At 68.6% G+C, this 18643-nt stretch carries 14 protein-coding genes and 1 pseudogene; 9 read left to right on the top strand and 6 right to left on the bottom strand.

Annotated elements, in window-relative coordinates; all coding sequences use genetic code 11:
• Positions 1–8 precede the first annotated feature (8 nt).
• Positions 9–371, bottom strand: coding sequence for a VOC family protein (locus B5V46_RS03390; protein ID WP_080615282.1), 363 nt, complete (start codon positions 369–371; stop codon positions 9–11).
• A 278-nt stretch (positions 372–649) separates the two neighbouring features.
• On the opposite strand from B5V46_RS03390, the gene xdhA reads away from it, so the two are divergent.
• From xdhA to B5V46_RS20780, 8 genes and pseudogenes are all read left to right on the top strand, one after another.
• A complete protein-coding gene (gene xdhA, locus B5V46_RS03385; protein ID WP_080615281.1) occupies positions 650–2077 on the top strand; it encodes a xanthine dehydrogenase small subunit in 1428 nt (475 codons plus the stop codon).
• The gene (gene xdhB, locus B5V46_RS03380; protein ID WP_080615280.1) at positions 2074–4380 is read left to right on the top strand and encodes a xanthine dehydrogenase molybdopterin binding subunit; all 2307 of its coding nucleotides are present in this window, start codon (positions 2074–2076) and stop codon (positions 4378–4380) included. The genes xdhA and xdhB overlap by 4 nt, the downstream gene beginning before the upstream one ends.
• Entirely contained in the window at positions 4377–5321 is a 945-nt protein-coding gene (gene xdhC, locus B5V46_RS03375; protein ID WP_080615279.1) for a xanthine dehydrogenase accessory protein XdhC, read from the top strand. The genes xdhB and xdhC overlap by 4 nt, the downstream gene beginning before the upstream one ends.
• Positions 5318–6838 (top strand): ABC transporter ATP-binding protein, encoded by a 1521-nt coding sequence (locus tag B5V46_RS03370; protein ID WP_080615278.1) that lies wholly within the window; start codon positions 5318–5320, stop codon positions 6836–6838. The genes xdhC and B5V46_RS03370 overlap by 4 nt, the downstream gene beginning before the upstream one ends.
• A 12-nt stretch (positions 6839–6850) precedes the next feature.
• Complete coding sequence (locus tag B5V46_RS03365) at positions 6851–7936, top strand: ABC transporter permease (protein ID WP_080615277.1); 1086 nt, start codon at positions 6851–6853, stop codon at positions 7934–7936.
• Positions 7936–8868 carry an ABC transporter permease gene (locus B5V46_RS03360; protein WP_080615276.1) on the top strand — a complete coding sequence of 311 codons (933 nt, stop codon included), beginning with the start codon at positions 7936–7938 and terminating at the stop codon, positions 8866–8868. Before B5V46_RS03365 ends, B5V46_RS03360 begins: the two co-directional genes overlap by 1 nt.
• Positions 8869–8929: 61 nt before the next feature.
• Complete coding sequence (locus B5V46_RS03355; protein ID WP_080615275.1) at positions 8930–10003, top strand: BMP family ABC transporter substrate-binding protein; 1074 nt, start codon at positions 8930–8932, stop codon at positions 10001–10003.
• Between the two features lie 459 nt (positions 10004–10462).
• Positions 10463–10747, top strand: a pseudogene (locus tag B5V46_RS20780) (IS110 family transposase); the annotation flags it as partial.
• Positions 10748–10785: 38 nt separating this feature from the next.
• Here the strand turns inward: B5V46_RS20780 and B5V46_RS03345 are convergent.
• A complete protein-coding gene (locus B5V46_RS03345) occupies positions 10786–11508 on the bottom strand; it encodes an LrgB family protein (RefSeq protein ID WP_080615273.1) in 723 nt (240 codons plus the stop codon).
• Entirely contained in the window at positions 11483–11905 is a 423-nt protein-coding gene (locus B5V46_RS03340; protein WP_196774325.1) for a CidA/LrgA family protein, read from the bottom strand. Before B5V46_RS03340 ends, B5V46_RS03345 begins: the two co-directional genes overlap by 26 nt.
• 111 nt (positions 11906–12016) lie before the next feature.
• Here B5V46_RS03340 and B5V46_RS03335 point away from each other — a divergent pair, with 111 nt between their 5' ends.
• Positions 12017–12922 (top strand): LysR family transcriptional regulator, encoded by a 906-nt coding sequence (locus tag B5V46_RS03335; RefSeq protein WP_196774324.1) that lies wholly within the window; start codon positions 12017–12019, stop codon positions 12920–12922.
• 669 nt (positions 12923–13591) lie between these two features.
• On the opposite strand, the gene B5V46_RS03330 is transcribed toward B5V46_RS03335, so the two are convergent.
• The 3 genes from B5V46_RS03330 to dapE all read right to left on the bottom strand — a co-directional run bounded on the left by B5V46_RS03330 (position 13592) and on the right by dapE (position 18543).
• A complete protein-coding gene (locus tag B5V46_RS03330; protein ID WP_080615271.1) occupies positions 13592–14926 on the bottom strand; it encodes a lytic murein transglycosylase in 1335 nt (444 codons plus the stop codon).
• A gap of 146 nt (positions 14927–15072) precedes the next feature.
• Complete coding sequence (gene rnr, locus B5V46_RS03325; protein WP_080615270.1) at positions 15073–17328, bottom strand: ribonuclease R; 2256 nt, start codon at positions 17326–17328, stop codon at positions 15073–15075.
• A gap of 66 nt (positions 17329–17394) precedes the next feature.
• A complete protein-coding gene (gene dapE, locus B5V46_RS03320; RefSeq protein WP_080615269.1) occupies positions 17395–18543 on the bottom strand; it encodes a succinyl-diaminopimelate desuccinylase in 1149 nt (382 codons plus the stop codon).
• Between the last annotated feature and the right edge of the window lie 100 nt (positions 18544–18643).

The following is an 18643-nucleotide window of genomic DNA, read 5'->3' as shown; positions in this document are numbered from 1 at the left end:
CGAAAGCCTCAGACCGGCTCCAGAAACTCGATCCGGTTGCCGAAGGGATCGTCGATATAGAACCGCCGCATGCCCGGCAAAGCCCCGTCCCAGCGTGGCGCCAGCCCGGCGCGCTCCAGCCGGTCGGCCAGCGCGCCGAGACCGCGCACCTCCAGCGCCGGATGCGCCTTGCGCGCGGCAACAAAGGGCGTTTCCACCCCCAGATGCAGCCGCAACTCGCCGCGCCGGAACCAGACCCCGCCGCGCGCCGCCAGCGCCTCGGGCTTTTCCTCCTCCTCAAGCCCGAGCAGCGCAGCGTAAAAGGCCCGCGCCTCGTCCTCGCGGCCCTCGGGCATCGCCAGCTGAACGTGATGCAGCGCGTGCGGATACATGGCCTCCCCCGGTCCTTCCTTGCCCCGACATCCGCCAGCATAGGGCCGCGAGCCGCCCGCTGCCAAGTCGCGACGCCCCGAGGACCCGCATCGGTTGCACCTTTTCCGGGCAGATCCCGACATCGCCGCCCATCCCCGCCCGGTTTTTCCTTGCCAAGAGCCGCCCCGCCCGCTCTCCTGACCGACGCTCCCGCACAGGGCCGCCCCTTCTACGCCGCATCGAGGGGGCCCGGCCCGGGGACACCCGCAAGAACCCGGTAAGGCGGCGGAATCACGGCATGGACATCGCCTTTCTTCTGAACGGAGAAAGAGTGGCTTTGACGGGGGTTGCGCCCACCGCGACGCTGCTCGACTGGCTGCGCGAGGCCCGCGGCCTCACCGGCACCAAGGAGGCCTGCCGCGAAGGCGATTGCGGCGCCTGCACGGTGATGGTGACCGATGCCGGGGGCAGCCGCGCGCTCAATGCCTGCATCCTCTTCCTGCCGCAGATCCACGGCAAGGCGATCCGCACCGTCGAGGGGCTTGCCGCACCCGATGGCCGGCTGCACCCCGTGCAACAGGCCCTGATCGACCATCACGCCAGCCAGTGCGGCTTCTGCACGCCCGGTTTCGCGATCTCGATGGCCACCGCCCAGAAGACCGGCGAAACCGATCTCGATGCCGCGCTCGCCGGCAATCTCTGCCGCTGCACGGGCTATGCGCCGATCCTGCGCGCGGCCGAGGCCGCCCAGGGCGCCCCGGTTCCCGACTGGATCGACGAAGATGCCAATTTCTTCTTGGCCGAAATACCCTCGGGGGGGGCCGGTCCGCAGGACCGGCGGGGGGCGGACAGCCCCCCCATCTTCCGCCCCTCCGCCTTCCGCCCGGCCACGGCCGACGCGCTTGCCGCCTGGTACGACGCCCATCCCGATGCCACGCTGATCGCGGGCGCCACCGATATCGGCCTCCGGGTCACCAAGGGCCTGCAGGATCTCGGCAAGGTGGCCTTCCTGTCGGACTGCGAGGATCTCACCCGGATCGAGATCACCGAAACCGACATCCGCCTCGGCGCAGGCATCACCATCGCCCGGCTGCGCGAGGCGATGCGCGCATATCACCCGCATTTCGCAAGGATGCTGACCCGCTTCGGCTCGGCCCAGGTCCGGGCCGCCGCGACGCTCGGCGGCAATATCGCCAACGGATCGCCCATCGGCGACAGCCCGCCCGCGCTGATCGCGCTGGGTGCCACCCTTCACCTGCGCAAGGGCGAGACCCGCCGCACCCTGCCGCTCGAGGCCTTCTTCCTCGACTACCGCCAGCAGGACCGCGCGCCCGGAGAATTCATCGAGGCGGTGACGATCCCGCGCCAGCCCGACAGCCTGCGCTGCTACAAGCTCTCGAAGCGCCGCGATCAGGACATCTCGGCCGTGCTGGGCTGCTTCAACCTCGTCCTCCGCGAAGGTCGCATCGAGACCGCACGCATCGCCTTCGGCGGCATGGCGGGCATTCCGAAACGCGCCCGCGCGGTCGAGGCAGCACTGACCGGGCAGCTCTTCTCGCAGGCGACGATCGACGCCGCCCTGCCCGCCTTCGCCGCCGATTTCCAGCCGATGTCCGACATGCGCGCCTCGGCCGGATACCGGCTGCAGGCCGCCCGGAACATGCTGCTCAGGCTCCGGCACGAAAGCCGGAACGAGCCCGCCGATATCGACGAGGTCGCCCCGTGAGCGTGAAGAGCCCCCTGCCCCATGACGCGGCGCGCCTGCATGTGACCGGTACGGCGCGCTATCTCGACGATATACCGGCCCCCGCGGGCACGCTGCACCTGGCCTTCGGGCTGTCGCAGATCGCCCATGGCCGGATCCTCGCGATGGATCTGGCCCCGGTCCGCACCGCCCCCGGCGTGGTGGCGGTGCTCGGCCCCGACGATCTCGCCCCGATGCCCGACTGCTCGCCCTCGGCCCATGACGAGCCGTTGCTGGCCCCCGGAGAGGTCAGCTATTGCGGCCAGCCGCTTTTCCTGGTGATCGCCGAAAGCCACCTTGCCGCCCGCAAGGCCGCGCGGCTGGCCGAGATCCGCCATGAGGAATGGCCCGCGATCCTGACCATCGAGCAGGCGCTGGCCGCGAACAGCCGGTTCGAGGACGGGCCGCGGATCTGGGAACGGGGCGATGCGGCCGCGGCCATCGCGGGGGCTGCCCACCGGATCGAGGGCGTGATCGAGATCGGCGGGCAGGAGCATTTCTATCTGGAAGGCCAGGCTGCGCTCGCCCTACCGCAGGAAGGCGGCGACATGGTCGTCCATGCCTCGAGCCAGCACCCCTCCGAGATCCAGCACAAGGTCGCGGACGCGCTGGGGCTGCCTATGCATGCGGTCCGGGTCGAGGTGCGGCGCATGGGCGGGGCTTTCGGCGGCAAGGAGAGCCAGGGCAATGCGCTGGCCATCGCCTGCGCGCTGGCCGCGCGCGCGACCGGGCGGCCCTGCCGGATGCGCTATGACCGCGACGACGACATGGTCATCACCGGCAAGCGCCACGATTTCCGCATCGCCTATCGCGCCGGGGTCGATACCGAGGGCCGGATCGCGGGGGTCGACTTCCGGCATTACACGCGTTGCGGCTGGGCCCAGGACCTTAGCCTTGCGGTGGCCGACCGTGCGATGCTGCATGCGGATAATGCCTATTTCCTGCCTGCGCTGCGGATCGAAAGCCACCGGTTGAAGACCCATACCCAGTCCGCGACCGCCTTTCGCGGCTTTGGCGGACCGCAGGGGATGGTGGGCATCGAGCGGGTGATGGACCATGTCGCCCATGCGCTTGGCCGCGATCCGCTGCAGGTGCGCCGGATCAACTATTACGACAGTGCCCCGGACGCGGCGGGGGGGCTGTCCGCCAGGAAGAAGACGACCACGCCCTATGGGATGGAGGTCGAGGATTTCATCCTGGACGAGATGACCGCGGCACTGGCCGAACGCGCCGACTATGCCGCTCGGCGGGCGGCGGTGGCCGAGTGGAACGCGCGGCATGCGGTGCTCAAGAAGGGAATTGCGCTCACACCCGTGAAATTCGGGATTTCCTTCACGCTGACCCATCTGAACCAAGCCGGCGCATTGGTGCATGTCTATCAGGACGGGTCGGTGCAGCTGAACCATGGCGGCACCGAGATGGGCCAGGGGCTGTATCAGAAGGTGGCGCAGGTTGCGGCCCATGCCTTCGGGCTGCCGGTGGCGGCGGTGAAGATCACCGCGACCGATACCGGCAAGGTGCCCAACACCTCGGCCACTGCCGCCTCCTCGGGCAGCGATCTGAACGGGATGGCCGTCAAGGCCGCCTGCGACGAGATCCGTGACCGGATCGCCGCGCATCTGGCCGCCGAGCACCAGACCGACCCGGCGCAGGTTCGCTTCGCGGATGGAAGGGTGTTCGCGGGCGGCGCCGAGATGAGCTTTGCCGAGGCCGCGCAGCGCGCCTATCAGGCCCGGATCAGCCTGAGTGCCACCGGCTTCTACCGCACGCCGAAGCTGAGCTGGGACCGGATCGCGGGACGCGGACGGCCATTTCTCTATTTCGCCTATGGCGCCGCACTGAGCGAGGTGGTGCTCGACACCCTGACCGGCGAGAACCGGATCCTGAGGACCGATATCCTGCATGATGCCGGCGCCAGTCTGAACCCCGCGCTCGACTTCGGCCAGATCGAGGGCGGTTTCGTGCAGGGCGCCGGATGGTTGACGATGGAGGAACTGGTCTGGGACGCGAAGGGGCGGCTTTCGACCCATGCACCCTCGACCTACAAGATCCCGGCGGTGGGCGACCGCCCCGAGATCTTCAATGTGGCGCTGTGGGACGGCCCAAACCGGGAGGAAACGATCCACCGCTCGAAGGCGGTTGGAGAGCCGCCCTTCATGCTGGGCATTTCGGTCCTGATGGCGCTGTCGGATGCGGTCGCAGCCTGCGGCCCAGGTTATCCGGCGCTCGACGCGCCCGCGACGCCCGAGCGCCTGCTGGCCGCCATCGAGCGGGTGCGGGCATGAGCCTCGACCGGGACGCCCTTGCGCGGGCGGTCCGCGCCCGGGGCCGCGTCGCGCGGGTAGCCGTGGCTGAGACCCGCGGCTCGACCCCCCGCGAGGCCGGCGCATCGATGCTGGTCTGGGCGGAAGGCCAGCAGGGGACCATCGGGGGCGGCACGCTGGAATACGAAGCCACGGCCGAGGCCCGGCAGCTGCTGGCAGGCGGCGGCACGCGGGTTGCGCGGATCGCGCTCGGCCCGGGTCTCGGACAATGCTGCGGCGGCGCGGTCCTGCTGGTGACGGAAATCTTCACGCCTCGCGAGCTTGCCGCCCTGCCCGGGGATGCCCATGCGCGGCGGGTCGAGGGGCATGCCGAGATGCCCCTCGCGATCCGTCGGGCGCTGAGCGAGGCGCGGAGCGGCCTCGGCCCCCCGCCGGTCCTGCTGCGCGAGGGCTGGCTTCTCGAACCCGTCGCCCCGCCGACCCGTCCACTCTGGATCTGGGGGGCGGGCCATGTCGGCCGGGCGCTGGCGGCCGTGCTCGCTCCGCTGCCCGGCATCGGGATCACCTGGATCGACACCGCCGCCGCGCGCTTTCCGGCCGAGTTGCCCGAGGGCGTGCTGCCACGGGTCGCCCCCGATCCCGCCACCCTGGTGCCAGAGGCGCCCACCGGCGCGCACCATCTGGTACTGACCCATTCGCATGCCCTCGATCTCGCGCTCTGCCACGCGCTGCTCTGCCATGGCTTCGCTTCGGCGGGCCTGATCGGGTCGGACAGCAAATGGGCGCGGTTCCGGAGCCGGCTGGAGCAGCTTGGCCACACCCCTGCCGAAATCGCGCGCATCTGCTGCCCGATTGGGCAGAAGTCTTTGGGGAAACATCCTCAAGCCATTGCGATTGGCGTCGCGGCCGCGTTACTAAGCGAGGGCGTCGAAGGGATCGCAGCGAGGGACATCGCCGGGTGACAGCGCTATTGACAGTCGAGGGCCTGAGCAAGGCCTATCCCGGCGTGGTCGCCAATGACCATGTGGGCTTTTCGATCGGCGCGGGCGAGGTGCATGCGCTTCTCGGCGAGAACGGTGCCGGAAAATCCACCCTGGTCAAGATGATCTACGGGCTGGTGCAGCCCGATTCCGGCCGGATGACCCTGCGCGGCGCGCCCTATGCGCCCTCCGAGCCCAGCGCCGCCCGCCGGGCCGGGGTGGCCATGGTGTTCCAGCATTTCTCGCTGTTCGACGCGCTGAGCGTGGCCGAGAATATCGCGCTGGGGATGGAGACGCCGCCGCCGATGCGTCGGCTGGCCGGCCAGATCCGCGAGGTCAGCGAAACCTACGGCCTGCCGCTCAAGCCCGACCGGCTGGTGGGCGATCTTTCGGCCGGCGAACGGCAGCGGGTCGAGATCATCCGCTGTCTGCTGCAGGATCCGCGGCTGCTGATCATGGACGAGCCGACCAGCGTGCTGACGCCGCAGGAGGTCGAGATCCTGTTCGCGACGCTGAGGAAGCTGGCCGCCGAGGGCACCTCGATTCTATACATTTCGCACAAGCTGGAAGAGATCCGCTCGCTCTGCGACCGGGCGACGATCCTGCGGCTGGGGCGGGTGGTCGAAAGCTGCGACCCGCGCGAGAAAAGCGCCGCCGAACTGGCCGAGATGATGGTGGGCGCCAAGCTTGCCGTCCCGGCCCGCGCGGGCGGGGCGCCGGGAGCGGCGGTGCTCGAGGTGAAGGCGCTCAGCCTGCCCTCGCCGAGCCCGTTCGGGACCAGCCTGCGCGATATCTCCTTCACCGTCCGGGCGGGCGAGATCATGGGCATCGGCGGGGTCGCGGGCAATGGCCAGGACGAATTGCTCGACGCGCTGTCGGGCGAGGCGCCAGTCGGGCCTGAAACCGTCCTGCTGCATGGCCAGCCGATCGGCGCGCTGGGGCCGAGCCTGAGACGCCGGATCGCGGTTCTGGCCGCGCCCGAGGAACGTCTGGGGCATGCCGCGGCGCCCGACATGAGCCTGACCGAGAATGCGATGCTGACCGCCGCGATCCGGCAGGGGCTGGCCAGCCACGGCTTCCTGAAATGGCCCGCCGCCCGCGCCTTCGCCGAGCGGGTGATCGAGACCTTCGACGTGCGCACCCCCGGGCCGCAAAACGCCGCGCGCTCGCTGTCGGGCGGCAATCTTCAGAAATTCGTCATCGGCCGCGAGGTGCTGCAGCGCCCCGAGGTTCTGGTCGTGAACCAGCCGACCTGGGGCGTCGACGCCTCGGCCGCCGCCGCGATCCGGCAGTCGCTGCTGGATCTGGCCGCCTCGGGAACCGCGGTGGTCGTGATCAGTCAGGATCTCGACGAGCTGATGGAAATCTCCGACCGCTTCACCGCGCTGAACGAGGGCCGGATGTCGGCGCCGCGCCCGGCGCGGGGCCTGAGCCTCGAAGAGATCGGCCTGATGATGGGCGGTGCCCATGGCATGGAGGTGGCCCATGTGGCCGAGTGAGGAGACAGCCCCTTGATCAGGCTGGAGAAACGACCCTCGCCGTCGCGCGCCTGGACGGTCGCGACCCCGGTTCTGGCGGTGGCGCTGACCATGGTCGCGGGTGGCATCCTGTTTGCCATGCTGGGCAAGGACCCGGTCGCGGCAATCCGCACCATCTTCTGGGATCCGCTCTTCAATGCGCAATTCGCCAGCTATTCGCGGCCGCAGCTTCTGGTCAAGGCCGGACCGCTGATCCTGATCGCGATCGGGCTCAGCCTCGGCTTTCGCGCGGGTATCTGGAATATCGGCGCCGAGGGGCAATACATCATCGGCGCGCTTTGCGGCGCAGGCGTGGCATTGGCGCTTTATCCGCTTGAGTCCTTTATCGTCTTTCCGCTGATGGTACTGGCCGGAGGGCTGGGCGGCTGGGCCTGGGCGATGATCCCGGCGCTACTCAAGACCCGGTTCCGAACCAACGAGATCCTGGTCTCGCTGCTCCTGGTCTATGTCGCCGAGCAGATCCTGGCGGCGATGGCGCTGGGCCTGATGCGCAATCCCGAGGGCGGCGGCTTTCCCGGCAGCCGCAACCTGCAGCAATACCCCGCCGCCGCGAATACCGAGCTGATCGCGGGCACCGGCATGCATTGGGGCGTGGTCGCGGCCTTCATCGCGGTGATCGCGGCCTATGTGCTCCTGAACCGGCACATGCTGGGCTTCCAGATCCGGCTGACCGGCCAGTCTCCGCGTGCGGCCCGCTTTGCCGGGGTCAACCCGAACCGGCTGGTGGTGATCTGCCTCGGCGCCTCGGGCGCGCTGGCGGGGCTTGCCGGGCTGTTCGAGGTCTCGGGGCCCGCCGGGCAGGTCAGCATCGACTTCAACCAGGGCTATGGCTTCACCGCCATCATCGTCGCCTTCCTCGGCCGGCTGCATCCGGTCGGGATCCTGCTGGCCGGGCTTCTGATGGCGCTTACCTATATCGGCGGCGAACTTGCACAATTCATGCTTGGCGTTCCGGCCGCGGCGATCCAGGCCTTTCAGGGCATGCTGCTTTTCTTCCTGCTCGGGGTCGATGTCTTGTCCAATTACCGCATCCGGTTCGGCCGGCGGGGAGTTGCGTGATGGATCTTTCGGCAATCAATCCGGTCGTGCTGATCGCCTCGCTGATGGTCGCGGCGACGCCGATCCTGCTGGCCGCCCTCGGCGAGCTGGTGGTCGAGAAGGCGGGCGTGCTCAATCTCGGCGTAGAGGGCATGATGATCACCGGGGCGATCTGCGGCTTTGCCGCCGCGGTCGAGACCGGAAGCCCCGCCATCGGCTTTCTCGCCGCGATGCTGGGGGCGGCGCTGCTGTCGCTGGTCTTCGGGCTTCTGACCCAGGTGCTGATGTCGAACCAGGTCGCGACCGGGCTGGCGCTGACGCTGTTCGGGCTCGGCCTCTCGGCGCTGATCGGGCAACGCTATGTCGGCCTCAAGCCGCCCGCGACCGCGCGGCTCGATCTCGGCACGCTCTCCGATATTCCGGTCCTGGGCCGCATCCTCTTCTCGCATGATCTCGTGGTCTATCTCAGCCTTGCCCTAGTGGCCGCCGTCTGGGCCTTTCTGCGCTTCACCCGGGCCGGGCTGATCCTGCGCGCGGTCGGCGAGAACCATGACGCGGCCCATGCGCTCGGCTACAAGGTCGTGCGCATCCGGCTGGCCGCCATCGCCTTCGGCGGCGCCTGCGCCGGGCTCGGCGGCGCCTATCTCAGCCTCGTGCGGGTGCCGCAATGGACCGAAGGCATGACCGCGGGCGCAGGCTGGATCGCGCTGGCGATCGTGGTCTTCGCCTCCTGGAGGCCGACCCGGGTGCTGCTCGGGGCCTATCTCTTCGGCGGCGTCGCCGTGCTGCAGCTGAACCTGCAGGCGGCGGGCGTGGCCGTGCCCGTCGAGCTCTTGTCCGCTTCGCCCTATCTGGTAACGATTCTGGTTCTGGTCATCATGTCGGCCGATCGCGGCCGCGCGGCCCTGAACGCTCCGGCATCGCTCGGCCGGGTCTTCCACGCCTCGACCTGAGGCCGCCCAATCAGCAGGGGCCGACCGCGGCCCGCAACACCATCATCGGGAGTATCCATTCATGAAACTCAAAGCGATTCTGGCCGGTGCCGCGCTTGCCCTCGGGCTGGCCGGAGCGGCACAGGCCCAGGACAAGACCAAGATCGGCTTCGTCTTCGTCGGCCCGATTGGCGACGGCGGCTGGACCTACGAGCATAACCAGGGCCGGCTGGCGGTCGAGAAGGAATTCGGCGACAGGATCGAGACCGTCTATCAGGAAAGCGTCCCCGAAGGCGCCGATGCCGAGCGCGTGCTGACCCAGATGGCGCTGTCGGGGGCCAAGCTGATCTTCACCACCTCTTTCGGCTACATGGATCCGACCATCAACGTCGCCCGGAAATTCCCGGACGTGAAGTTCGAACACGCGACCGGCTACAAGCGCGCCGAAAATGTCGGCACCTATTCGGCCCGGTTCTACGAAGGCCGCGCCGTGCAGGGGCTGATCGCCGGCCGCATGACCAAATCGAACATCGTGGGCTATATCGCCTCCTATCCGATCCCCGAGGTCGTGCGCGGCATCAACGCGGCCTATCTCCATGCGAAGAAGGTCAATCCCGATGTCCAGTTCAAGGTGATCTGGGCCTATACCTGGTTCGATCCGGCCAAGGAGGCCGATGCCGCAACCGCCCTTATCGAACAGGGCGCCGATGTGATCCTGCAGCATACCGACTCGACCGCGCCGCAGGCTGCCGCCGAGAAGGCCGGCAATGTCATCACCTTCGGTCAGGCCTCTGACATGGCCGAATATGCGCCTTCGCCGCGGGTCTCCTCGATCATCGACAACTGGGCCCCCTATTACATCGAGCGCATCCAGGCCGTGCTGGACGGCACCTGGGAAAGCGACGACACCTGGGACGGGATCGGCCCCGGAATGGTCAAGATCGGCGAGATCTCGAGCGCGGTGCCCGAGGAGGTCAAGGCCGAGGCGCTGGCGCTGAAGGCCTCGCTCGCCAGCGGCGAGTATCATCCCTTCACCGGGCCGCTGAACAAGCAGGACGGCTCGCCCTGGCTGGCCGAAGGCGAAGTCGCCGATGACGACACCCTGCTCGGCATGAATTTCTTCGTCGAGGGCCTGACGGTCGAGATCCCGCAATAAGCCCGAAAGCCGCCGGGGCCGTCATGACAGCGGGAATTGTCATGACGTGCGGCCTCTCGGGGGCGCTAATGATGTGACCGTCCCCCGACGGCATCTGTGTGCCAGGTTGGGTCTGCGAAGATCCATATAGGAGGACGGTCCCGTCGGAGTTTATCGCGGCCGGGCCCACCCCGGGGAAGAATGTGTCCGGGCCCGGTGCCGGGCGAAGACTTCCAGCGACACCTTCGGCGTCTCAGGGACTTGACGACCAGAAGGGCTCAGAGGGTCGGGGCGCGCAAAAGGCTGCTGCCCCAGATCCGGACGCGGCACGTGGGCTGTTCGAGGATCTGGATGCAGAGCTGCAAGACCGATTGAACGAGATGATCGCCCGTCCGTCCCCCTCCGGACCCGGGATCGGCCCGGTATCGAACCGGTGCCCGGTTCGACGCCTAACCTCCTGAACTCGGCACTCCAACAGGAGAGGACGTCGCTGCGCTGACAAGCCTGTCGCCCGTTGCACATCAGAGAGGGACACTTCGTGGGAAGTGCGCCATTGCCGGCGGCCGGCGGACCTTGTGGCATGTCCTGTTCCAGCCCGCGCTGCTCGCCTCCCGTCACAACCCTGCACTCAAAGCCTCCGCTGACCATCTTCGTACAGCCGGAAAGCCTCACAAGGTCATCGTGACTGCGGTCGCGCGAAAGCGCGTCATCATCGCCAATGCACTGTATAAAAGGCGCCAGATCCGGCAGCCAGGGGCCACATGAGAGATACAGTTGCCAAGAAAACGCGGGCGCTCCGCCCATCAGCCCGAGACGACCCGGACTGCCGAAACCACAAGCGGCGCCAGGCAGACGTTCAGCAAACCCACCAGAACCATCACCAGCCCCGCCACCGAGCCTTCGGCCCGGCCGATCTGATGCGCCCGGGCGGTGCCCGCACCATGCGCGGCGACCCCCAGCAACGCGCCCCGCGCCAAGGCCGAACGCACCGGCAGCCAGGCCAGCACCAGATCGCCCAGCGCCGCGCCCAGAACGCCGGTCATCACAACGAAGACCGCCGTCAGGTCGGGCAACCCGCCGATATCGGCCGAAACCTCCATCGCGAAGGGCGTGCTGATCGACCGGGGCAGCAGGCTCAGCCGCAGACTCTGGTCCAGCCCGAAGAGGCTTGCCAGCCCCCAGCTGACCGCCACTGCCGTCGCGCTGCCCGCCACCATTCCGACCAGCAGCACCGGCCAGGTGCGCCGGATCAGGGCGCGCTGTTCATAGATCGGGACCGCGAAGGCCACGGTCGCGGGTCCCAGCATCAGCATCAGCCAGCCCGCGCCGCGGATATAGTCGCGATAGGTTTCGTGCAGCGCCAGCACCGTGATCGTCAGCAGCGCGGGCGCGACCGCCAGCGGCATAAGCCACCAGCGCGGCCAGCGCCGGTAGACCCGCTTGGCCAGAAGATAGAAGCCGACAGTCAGCAGCGACCAGCCCAAAACCGGCCCGAAGGGCTCAATCCAGTGCAGAAGGCTGTCCATCGCCCCCGATCCCCCAACGGCAGCACAGCTCGACCGTCAGCGCGGTCACCGCCATGACCGAAAGCGTCCCCAGGACGATGATCAGCAGGATCTGCAGACCAAGCAACCCGAGGAACTCCCGGTGGTTCAGCACCGCCAGAACGGCCGGCACGAAAAACAACAGCATCTCGGCCAGAAACCAGTTCGCGCCCCGCCGGAGCGTCCCCGTCCGCAGAAGCCCCGAACCGAGCAGCGCCAGCGCCGCCGCCATCCCCACCAGACCGCCCGGAAGCGACAGCCCGCTCAGCCGGACCGCAGCCTCTCCGGCCAGCCAGAAACCGACCAGAATGCCGATCTGCACCGTCAGGCTCCGCCGCACGGCAATGCGAAGCCGTCTCGTAAGAAGGCGCGTCGTCAAGATAAATCCTCCAGGGGGTCTGCCAGCGGGACATCCCCGCCAGGACTTCATGTGGGCAAATCGCGGCATTCTTCAAATGACTTGTTTGAATGTCATTCAGTCAATATTGGAATGGATATGGAATTCAGGACGCTCAGGGTCTTTGTCGAGGTGGTCCGTGCCGGAGGGTTCTCGGCCGCCACCGGGCGCGTGAATGCGACACAGTCAACGATCAGCAAGGCGGTGCGCCAGCTCGAGGACGAGATCGGCATGCCGCTGCTGATCCGCGGCCCTGCGGGGATCGCCCTTACCGCGGCGGGCGAGATCGTGTTCCAGCGCGCGCAGACCCTGCTGGCCGGACGCGAGACGCTGAAGACCGAACTGCAGGAGCTGGCCGGGCTGAAACGGGGGCTGTTGCGGATCGGGCTGCCGCCGATCGGGTCGAGCGAGCTTTTCGCGCCGGTTTTCACGCTTTACAGGCAGCGCTATCCCGGCGTCGACATCAAGCTGGTGGAGCATGGCAGCGACCGGCTGGAGGAGTTGCTGCGGGCCAGCGAGATCGACCTCGCCGCCTCGCTGCTGCCGGTATCGGAGGAATTCGACTGGCTGGCGATGCGGCGCGATCCGCTGGTCGCGCTGATGGCGCCCGATGCGGCGCTGGCGCAGGTGCCCGGGCCGCTCACCCTGGCCGATCTGCGCGACATGCCCTTCATCCTGTTCGACAGCGGGTTCGCGCTCAACCGGATCATCCGCGCCGCCTGCGCCCGGCATGGCTTCGAGCCCGAGGTCACGGCCCGCTCGAGCCAGATCGACTTCATCATCCGGCTGGCCGCGGCAGGGCTGGGCGTGGCCTTCCTGCCCCGGCTGATCGCCCGGGCGCGGGTGCATGTGCCGGTCGCACAGGTGCCGCTGGACGAACCCGGCACCGACTGGGCAATGGCGACGCTCTGGCGACGCGGCGCCTATCTGCCCCATGCTGCCCGCGCCTGGCTGGACATCGCCGCAGACGATCCCGCCGGGGCCGGCCCGGCGCCGTAGCCGGACGAGACCGCAACCGGAAATCCGTCGCGCCCGATGCGATCCGGTAGGTGGACGATCCTCGACCACCGGCCCCTGGGTTCTCTACGGAAAAACGACTGATCCCCGGTCTTCGGAGGCTCATTTGCCCCTGGGCTGCGCTGTACCCTTCGCGTCGCGCATTGCGCCCTGTCCGGGACAGGACCACGACACGACAGGCGCCCCCTCGGCAATATAAGCAGCAAAGCCCCCCCAAGACGGCTCCGACCGCTTCCGGCCCGGGCGCAGCGCATTGCCCGAGGAGAAACGATCAGTGGTGCGGACCGGCACGGTCAACGTCCATGCCCGCGCCCGCCTGCCGGGTTCGCGACCGTGGCCTCGACCGCCCCCGCCGCAAGCCGGCACCACATGAGGGCGGAAGCGGCACCCCGCAAGAAAAGGAGAAAAGGCCAACACTCCGCCACTGCCGATGAAATCCTGACGGGCGCCCCTCGCACGACGCGCTGGACGGATCGACCGCCCGCGATGCGCAGCCCGGTGGGCGCACCGCCAGTTTCGCCCGGTGTGGCGCCACACCTGAGGCGACAAGATTCGCACCTGGACCAGCCCTTGCCGCCGGGCCAGATGCAAAGCACACATAAGCGTCGACACGGCAGGGGCCGTGACGCGGCCCCCCAATGCCCTGCCGGGCTATCTCAGCCGCCGCAGCACCGCCATGCTGGCATAACCGTCGGGGATCATCCCGACCGCGCTCTGATAGGCCCGCAGCGCCGAGACCGTGTTCGGGCCGATCCGGCCATCGACCCCCCCGGTATCGAAACCGGCACGGGTCAGGCGTTCCTGCAGCTCCTTGCGCTCGGCCGAAGCCAGCGCCCGGTCGTCGCGCGGCCAGGAGCCCCGGATCGGGCCGCCGCCCTTCAGCCGGTCGGCCAGATGCCCCACCCCGATCACATAGGCGTCGGCCGGGTTATAGCGCGCGATCACGCGGAAATTGTCGAAGATCATGAAGGCCGTGCCGCGCGCGCCCGCGGGCTGCAGGATCGCCGCGCGGCCATAATCGCGGACCGCCCGGCCGTCCATGTCGCGCACCCCGAGACGCGCCCAGTCCGAGGGCATCCGCTTGACCGAACGGTCGGCCAGCCGGTGATCGAAGCCGCGCGGCAGCTGCACCTCGACACCCCAGGGCTGCCCTCTGGTCCAGCCGAAATGCGCCAGATAGGCCGCGGTCGAGGCCAGCGCGTCGGTCGGATCGTCCGACCAGATGTCGCGCCGCCCGTCGCCGTCGAAATCGACCGCATGGTCAAGATAGGAGGTCGGCATGAACTGGGTATGACCCATCGCGCCCGCCCAGCTTCCGGTCATGTGCCGGGCATCGGTATCGCCCGACTGGATGATCTTCAGCGCCGCCATCAGTTGGGCCTCGAAGAAGGCGGCGCGGCGCCCCTCATAGGCCAGCGTCGCCAGAGACGAGACGATCGGTGCCGAGCCGCGATAGCTGCCATAGGAGGTCTCCATGCCCCAGATCGCGGCGACGATCTCCTTGTCGACACCGTAGCGCGCCTCGATCCGGTCCAGCACCGCACCATATTGCGCCAGCGCCGCGCGGCCGTTCCGGACCCGGGTCTCGGACACCGCATTGTCGAGATAGTCCCAGATCGGCCTGACGAATTCCGACTGGTTGCGGTCGCGCCGGATCACGTCGGCCTGGAAGCTCGCGTCCGCGAAGGCCCGGTCGAAGACGCCCGGGCCGATGCCCTGCGCCAGCGCCCGGCCGCGAAAGCCCGCGACCCAGCCCGGAAAGCCCCGCGCCTCGTCGGCGACAGTGTCGGGCGCGCCCGTCCTGGCCAGCGCAGCGACAACGGCGGACCTGATCTCGGGTCGGGGGCTCTTGCTCATTTCCAGCGTGTCCGGGCGGGGCAAGGGGCGCGGCACGCGCTCCAGCATCGCATCGGCGGGTCCGCCCAAGCCAAGGGCAACCCCGAGGGCAACCCCAAGGCTTGGGGCCAAGGATCTGTATCGGGTCATCTGCTCGCACCTTTTATCAGGCTTTGAGCCAGTGTAGCGCAGGTCAACTCAACCGCAAAGCGGGGTTTCTGCGGACCGAGGCGCCGGGCCGCGCAGAGCCTGCCCGCGCCCTGCCGGCCCGCTCCTGCCGATCAGCGCCCTGCCCGTCAGCGCCGCGTCCGCTTGACCTTGCGCCTGACCTTGTCCGATTTCGCCTTGGACCGCGCCACCTTGCGCCGCACCGGCTTGCCCCGGCCGCGCCCGGGCCCGCGCGGCACCGCCCGGTCCTCGATCGACAGAAGCTCGAAGGTCAGGCCCCCGGTCACCGGCACCGCCTCGGCGAGGCGCACCGTCACCCGCTGGCCGATACCGATCACCAGCCCGGTATCGGCGCCCATCAGGGTCTGGGCATCGCGGTCGTGGTGGAAATATTCCCGGCCCAGCTCGCGGATCGGGATAAGCCCGTCCGCCCCTGTCTCGTCAAGCGAGACGAAGGCGCCGAACCGCGCGATCCCCGAGATCCGGCCGCCGAATTCGTTGCCCACCCGCTCGGAGAGATAGGCGGCGAGATAGCGATCGGTGGTGTCGCGTTCGGCCGCCATCGAGCGCCGCTCGGTCTCGCTGATATGCTTGGCAGTGGCCTCGAGCTCGTCGACATCCTCGGGGCTGAGCCCGTCCCGGCCCCAGCCATGCGCCGAGATCAGCGCCCGGTGCACGATCAGATCGGCATAGCGCCGGATCGGCGAGGTGAAATGGGCATAGGATTTCAGCGCCAGACCGAAATGGCCGAAATTCTCGGGGAAGTAATAGGCCTGGGTCATCGAGCGCAGCGTCGAGAGGTTGATCAGCTCGGAAAACTCGGTCCCCATCGCCTGATCGAGCAGGTCGTTCAGCTGGCGGGTATGCAGCACCTGCCCCTTGGCCAGCGTGAAGCCCGAGGCGCCCGCCACCTCGCGCAGCGCATCGAGCTTTTCGGGGCTCGGCTCTTCATGGACCCGGAACAGAAGCGGGCGTTGCAGCCGGGTGAGTTCCTCGGCGGCGGCGACATTGGCCAGCACCATGAATTCCTCGATCAGCCGGTGCGCATCCAGCCGGTCGCGGAACTTCACCGAGGCCACCTTGCCCTCGTCGGACAGTTCGATCCGGCGCTCGGGCAGGTCTAGATCCAGCGGCTGGCGCGCCTCGCGGGCCCGGATCAGCGCGCGATAGGCGGCGTAAAGCGGGTGGATCACCTCCTCGAGCAAGGGCGCGATGCGCTCCGAGGGCGTGCCATCCTCGGCCGCCTGCACCTCCTCATAGGCGAAGGCACCGGCCGATTGCATCAGCCCGCGGGTGAACCGGTGCGACAGCTTGTGGCCCGAGGCGTCGATCTTCATCCGGACCGCCATGCAGGCGCGCGGCACGCCCTCATGCAGCGAACACAGATCGCCCGACAGCCGGTCGGGCAGCATCGGCACGACCCGGTCGGGGAAGTAAGAGGAATTGCCCCGCCGCCGCGCCTCGCGGTCGAGCCGCGAGCCCGGGGTCACGTAATGGGCCACATCGGCGATGGCGACCCAGAGGATATACCCGCCCGGATTCGCCGGATCGTCATCGGGCATCGCCAGCACCGCATCGTCGCGGTCGCGCGCATCCGCCGGGTCGATGGTGACCAGAGGCAGCGAACGCAGATCCTCGCGGGTGCCCAGCCCGGCGGGCTTGGCGCGGTCGGCCTCGGCGATCACCTCGTCGGGGAAGTCGTCGGGGATGCCGCGCTGATGAATGGCGATCAGGCTGACCGCCTTCGGCGCGGTCGGATCGCCCAGCCGCTCGACGATGCGGGCCCTGGGCAGCCCCATCCGGCCGCGCGGCCCCGCCAGTTCGGCCTCGACCAGTTCGCCATCCTTCGCGCCATGGGTCAGGCTGGCCGCGACCGTCCATTCCTTGTCGGCGCCCTTGTCGATTGGGACGATCCGCCCGCCCTCGGTGGCCTTGCGGAAGATCCCCAGGATGCGTTTCGGGTTCGCGCCGATCTTGCGGATCAGCCGCGCCTCGTATTGGTGATCCTCGGCGCGGACCTCCTGCAGCTTGGCCAGGATCCGGTCGCCCTCGCCCAGCGCCGCATCGCTTTGCCGGGGTAGGTACAGCACCTTCGGCGCCGCACCCTCGCCATGCCATTCCAGCGGCCGGGCAAAAAGATCGCCATCGGCATTGGGCGCGAGGATCTGCAGCACTGTCACCGGCGGCAGCCGGTCGGGGTCGCGATAGCTGCGCTTGCGCTTTTCCAGATGGCCCTCGTCCTCGAGCTCCTTCAGCAGGCGCTTGAGGTCGATGCGGTCAGCCCCCTTCAGCCCGAACGCCTTGGCGATGTCGCGCTTGGAGGTCTGGCCGGGATGGGCGGCGATCCAGTCGAGGATCTCGGTCTTGGCGGGGATGCGGGTCATGGCCGAGACCTATCACGCAGCCCTTTCGCCGTCAGCCGGAAAGCGCGAGCGCCGGGACGAAACGGATCAGCCGAAATAACCCCCGAGGATGCGCGTATAGATCCGCTTCAGCTCTTCGATCTGGGCAGTCTCGACCCGTTCGTCGACCTGATGCATGGTCTTGCCCACCAGCCCGAATTCGACCACCGGGCACAGATCCTTGACGAAACGCGCATCCGAGGTGCCGCCCGAGGTGGAAAGCTCGGGACGGCGGCCGGTCTCGGCCTCGACCGCATCGGCCACCAGACCGGACAGCGGGCCCGGGGGCGTGACGAAGCTTTCGCCCGAGACCTTGATCTCGATCCCGATCTCGATGCCGGTCTCTTCGGTCACCCGGGCGGCCTCGGCGGTCAGCCAGTCGGCGAGGCTTTCCGAACTGTGCGCCTCGTTGAAACGGATATTGACGGTGGCCCGGCACTGGCCCGGAATGACATTGGTCGCCGGATTGCCGGTATCGAAGGTGGTCACGGCCAGCGTCGAGGGGTCGAAATGCCGGGTGCCCTGATCGAGGCTGTAGGCATCGAGCCGCTGCACCAGCCGTGCCAGCGCCGGGACCGGGTTCTGCGCGCGCTGCGGATAGGCGGCATGGCCCTGTATCCCCCGCGCGTTGAAATAGGCCGTCATCGAGCCGCGCCGGCCGATCTTCATCATGTCGCCCATGGCCTCTCGGCAGGTCGGTTCGCCGACGAGGCAGACAGCCATGTGTTCGCCCTCGGTCTGCATCCAGTCCAGAAGCGCGATGGTGCCGTCCGTGGCCTCGCCCTCTTCGTCGCCGGTCAGGGTCAGGACGACGGCACCGTCGGGCGGGGTATCGGTCACGAAATCGATGGCAGCGGCGACGAAGGCCGCGACGCCGGATTTCATGTCGGTCGCGCCCCGGCCCCAGAGCTGGCCGTCACGGATCTCGGCGCCGAACGGGTCGGCCGTCCAGGCGGCGGTGTCGCCCGCCGGCACGACATCGGTATGACCATTGAAACCGAAGGTCTTCTCATGGCCCTTCGCGCCCCAGCGGGCGAAGAGGTTCGCGGTGCCGTTCCGGTCGATCCGCCGGCACTGGAACCCGGCGGCCGCGAGCCGCTCGGCCAGCAACTCGAGCGCACCGCCTTCGGTGGGCGTGACCGACCGGCAGCGGATCAGCTCGGCGGTGAGGGCAACGGGGTCGGTGGAGGTGGTCATCGGCGGCTCCGGCTTTCGGTCGTCCCGAGCGATACCCCCGCGACAGCCATGCTGCAAGGCGACAGGACAGGGAGAGGGTCGGGGGCGCTGCCCGGCCGTC

The organism is Rhodovulum sp. MB263, assembly GCF_002073975.1.
Classification (GTDB): Bacteria; Pseudomonadota; Alphaproteobacteria; order Rhodobacterales; family Rhodobacteraceae; genus Rhodovulum.
This window is presented reverse-complemented; position numbering and strand designations above follow the sequence as displayed.

What these genes read in the sequence shown, in the direction of transcription:
- B5V46_RS03360 (WP_080615276.1), top strand. Translation starts at nt 7,936, where the DNA reads ATGGATCTTTCGGCAATCAATCCGGTCGTGCTGATCGCCTCGCTGATG.
- B5V46_RS03335 (WP_196774324.1), top strand. Translation starts at nt 12,017, where the DNA reads ATGGATATGGAATTCAGGACGCTCAGGGTCTTTGTCGAGGTGGTCCGT.
- B5V46_RS03390 (WP_080615282.1), bottom strand. Translation starts at nt 371, where the DNA reads ATGTATCCGCACGCGCTGCATCACGTTCAGCTGGCGATGCCCGAGGGC.
- xdhC (WP_080615279.1), top strand. Translation starts at nt 4,377, where the DNA reads ATGAGCCTCGACCGGGACGCCCTTGCGCGGGCGGTCCGCGCCCGGGGC.
- xdhA (WP_080615281.1), top strand. Translation starts at nt 650, where the DNA reads ATGGACATCGCCTTTCTTCTGAACGGAGAAAGAGTGGCTTTGACGGGG.
- B5V46_RS03355 (WP_080615275.1), top strand. Translation starts at nt 8,930, where the DNA reads ATGAAACTCAAAGCGATTCTGGCCGGTGCCGCGCTTGCCCTCGGGCTG.
- B5V46_RS03330 (WP_080615271.1), bottom strand. Translation starts at nt 14,926, where the DNA reads ATGACCCGATACAGATCCTTGGCCCCAAGCCTTGGGGTTGCCCTCGGG.
- dapE (WP_080615269.1), bottom strand. Translation starts at nt 18,543, where the DNA reads ATGACCACCTCCACCGACCCCGTTGCCCTCACCGCCGAGCTGATCCGC.
- rnr (WP_080615270.1), bottom strand. Translation starts at nt 17,328, where the DNA reads ATGACCCGCATCCCCGCCAAGACCGAGATCCTCGACTGGATCGCCGCC.
- B5V46_RS03345 (WP_080615273.1), bottom strand. Translation starts at nt 11,508, where the DNA reads ATGGACAGCCTTCTGCACTGGATTGAGCCCTTCGGGCCGGTTTTGGGC.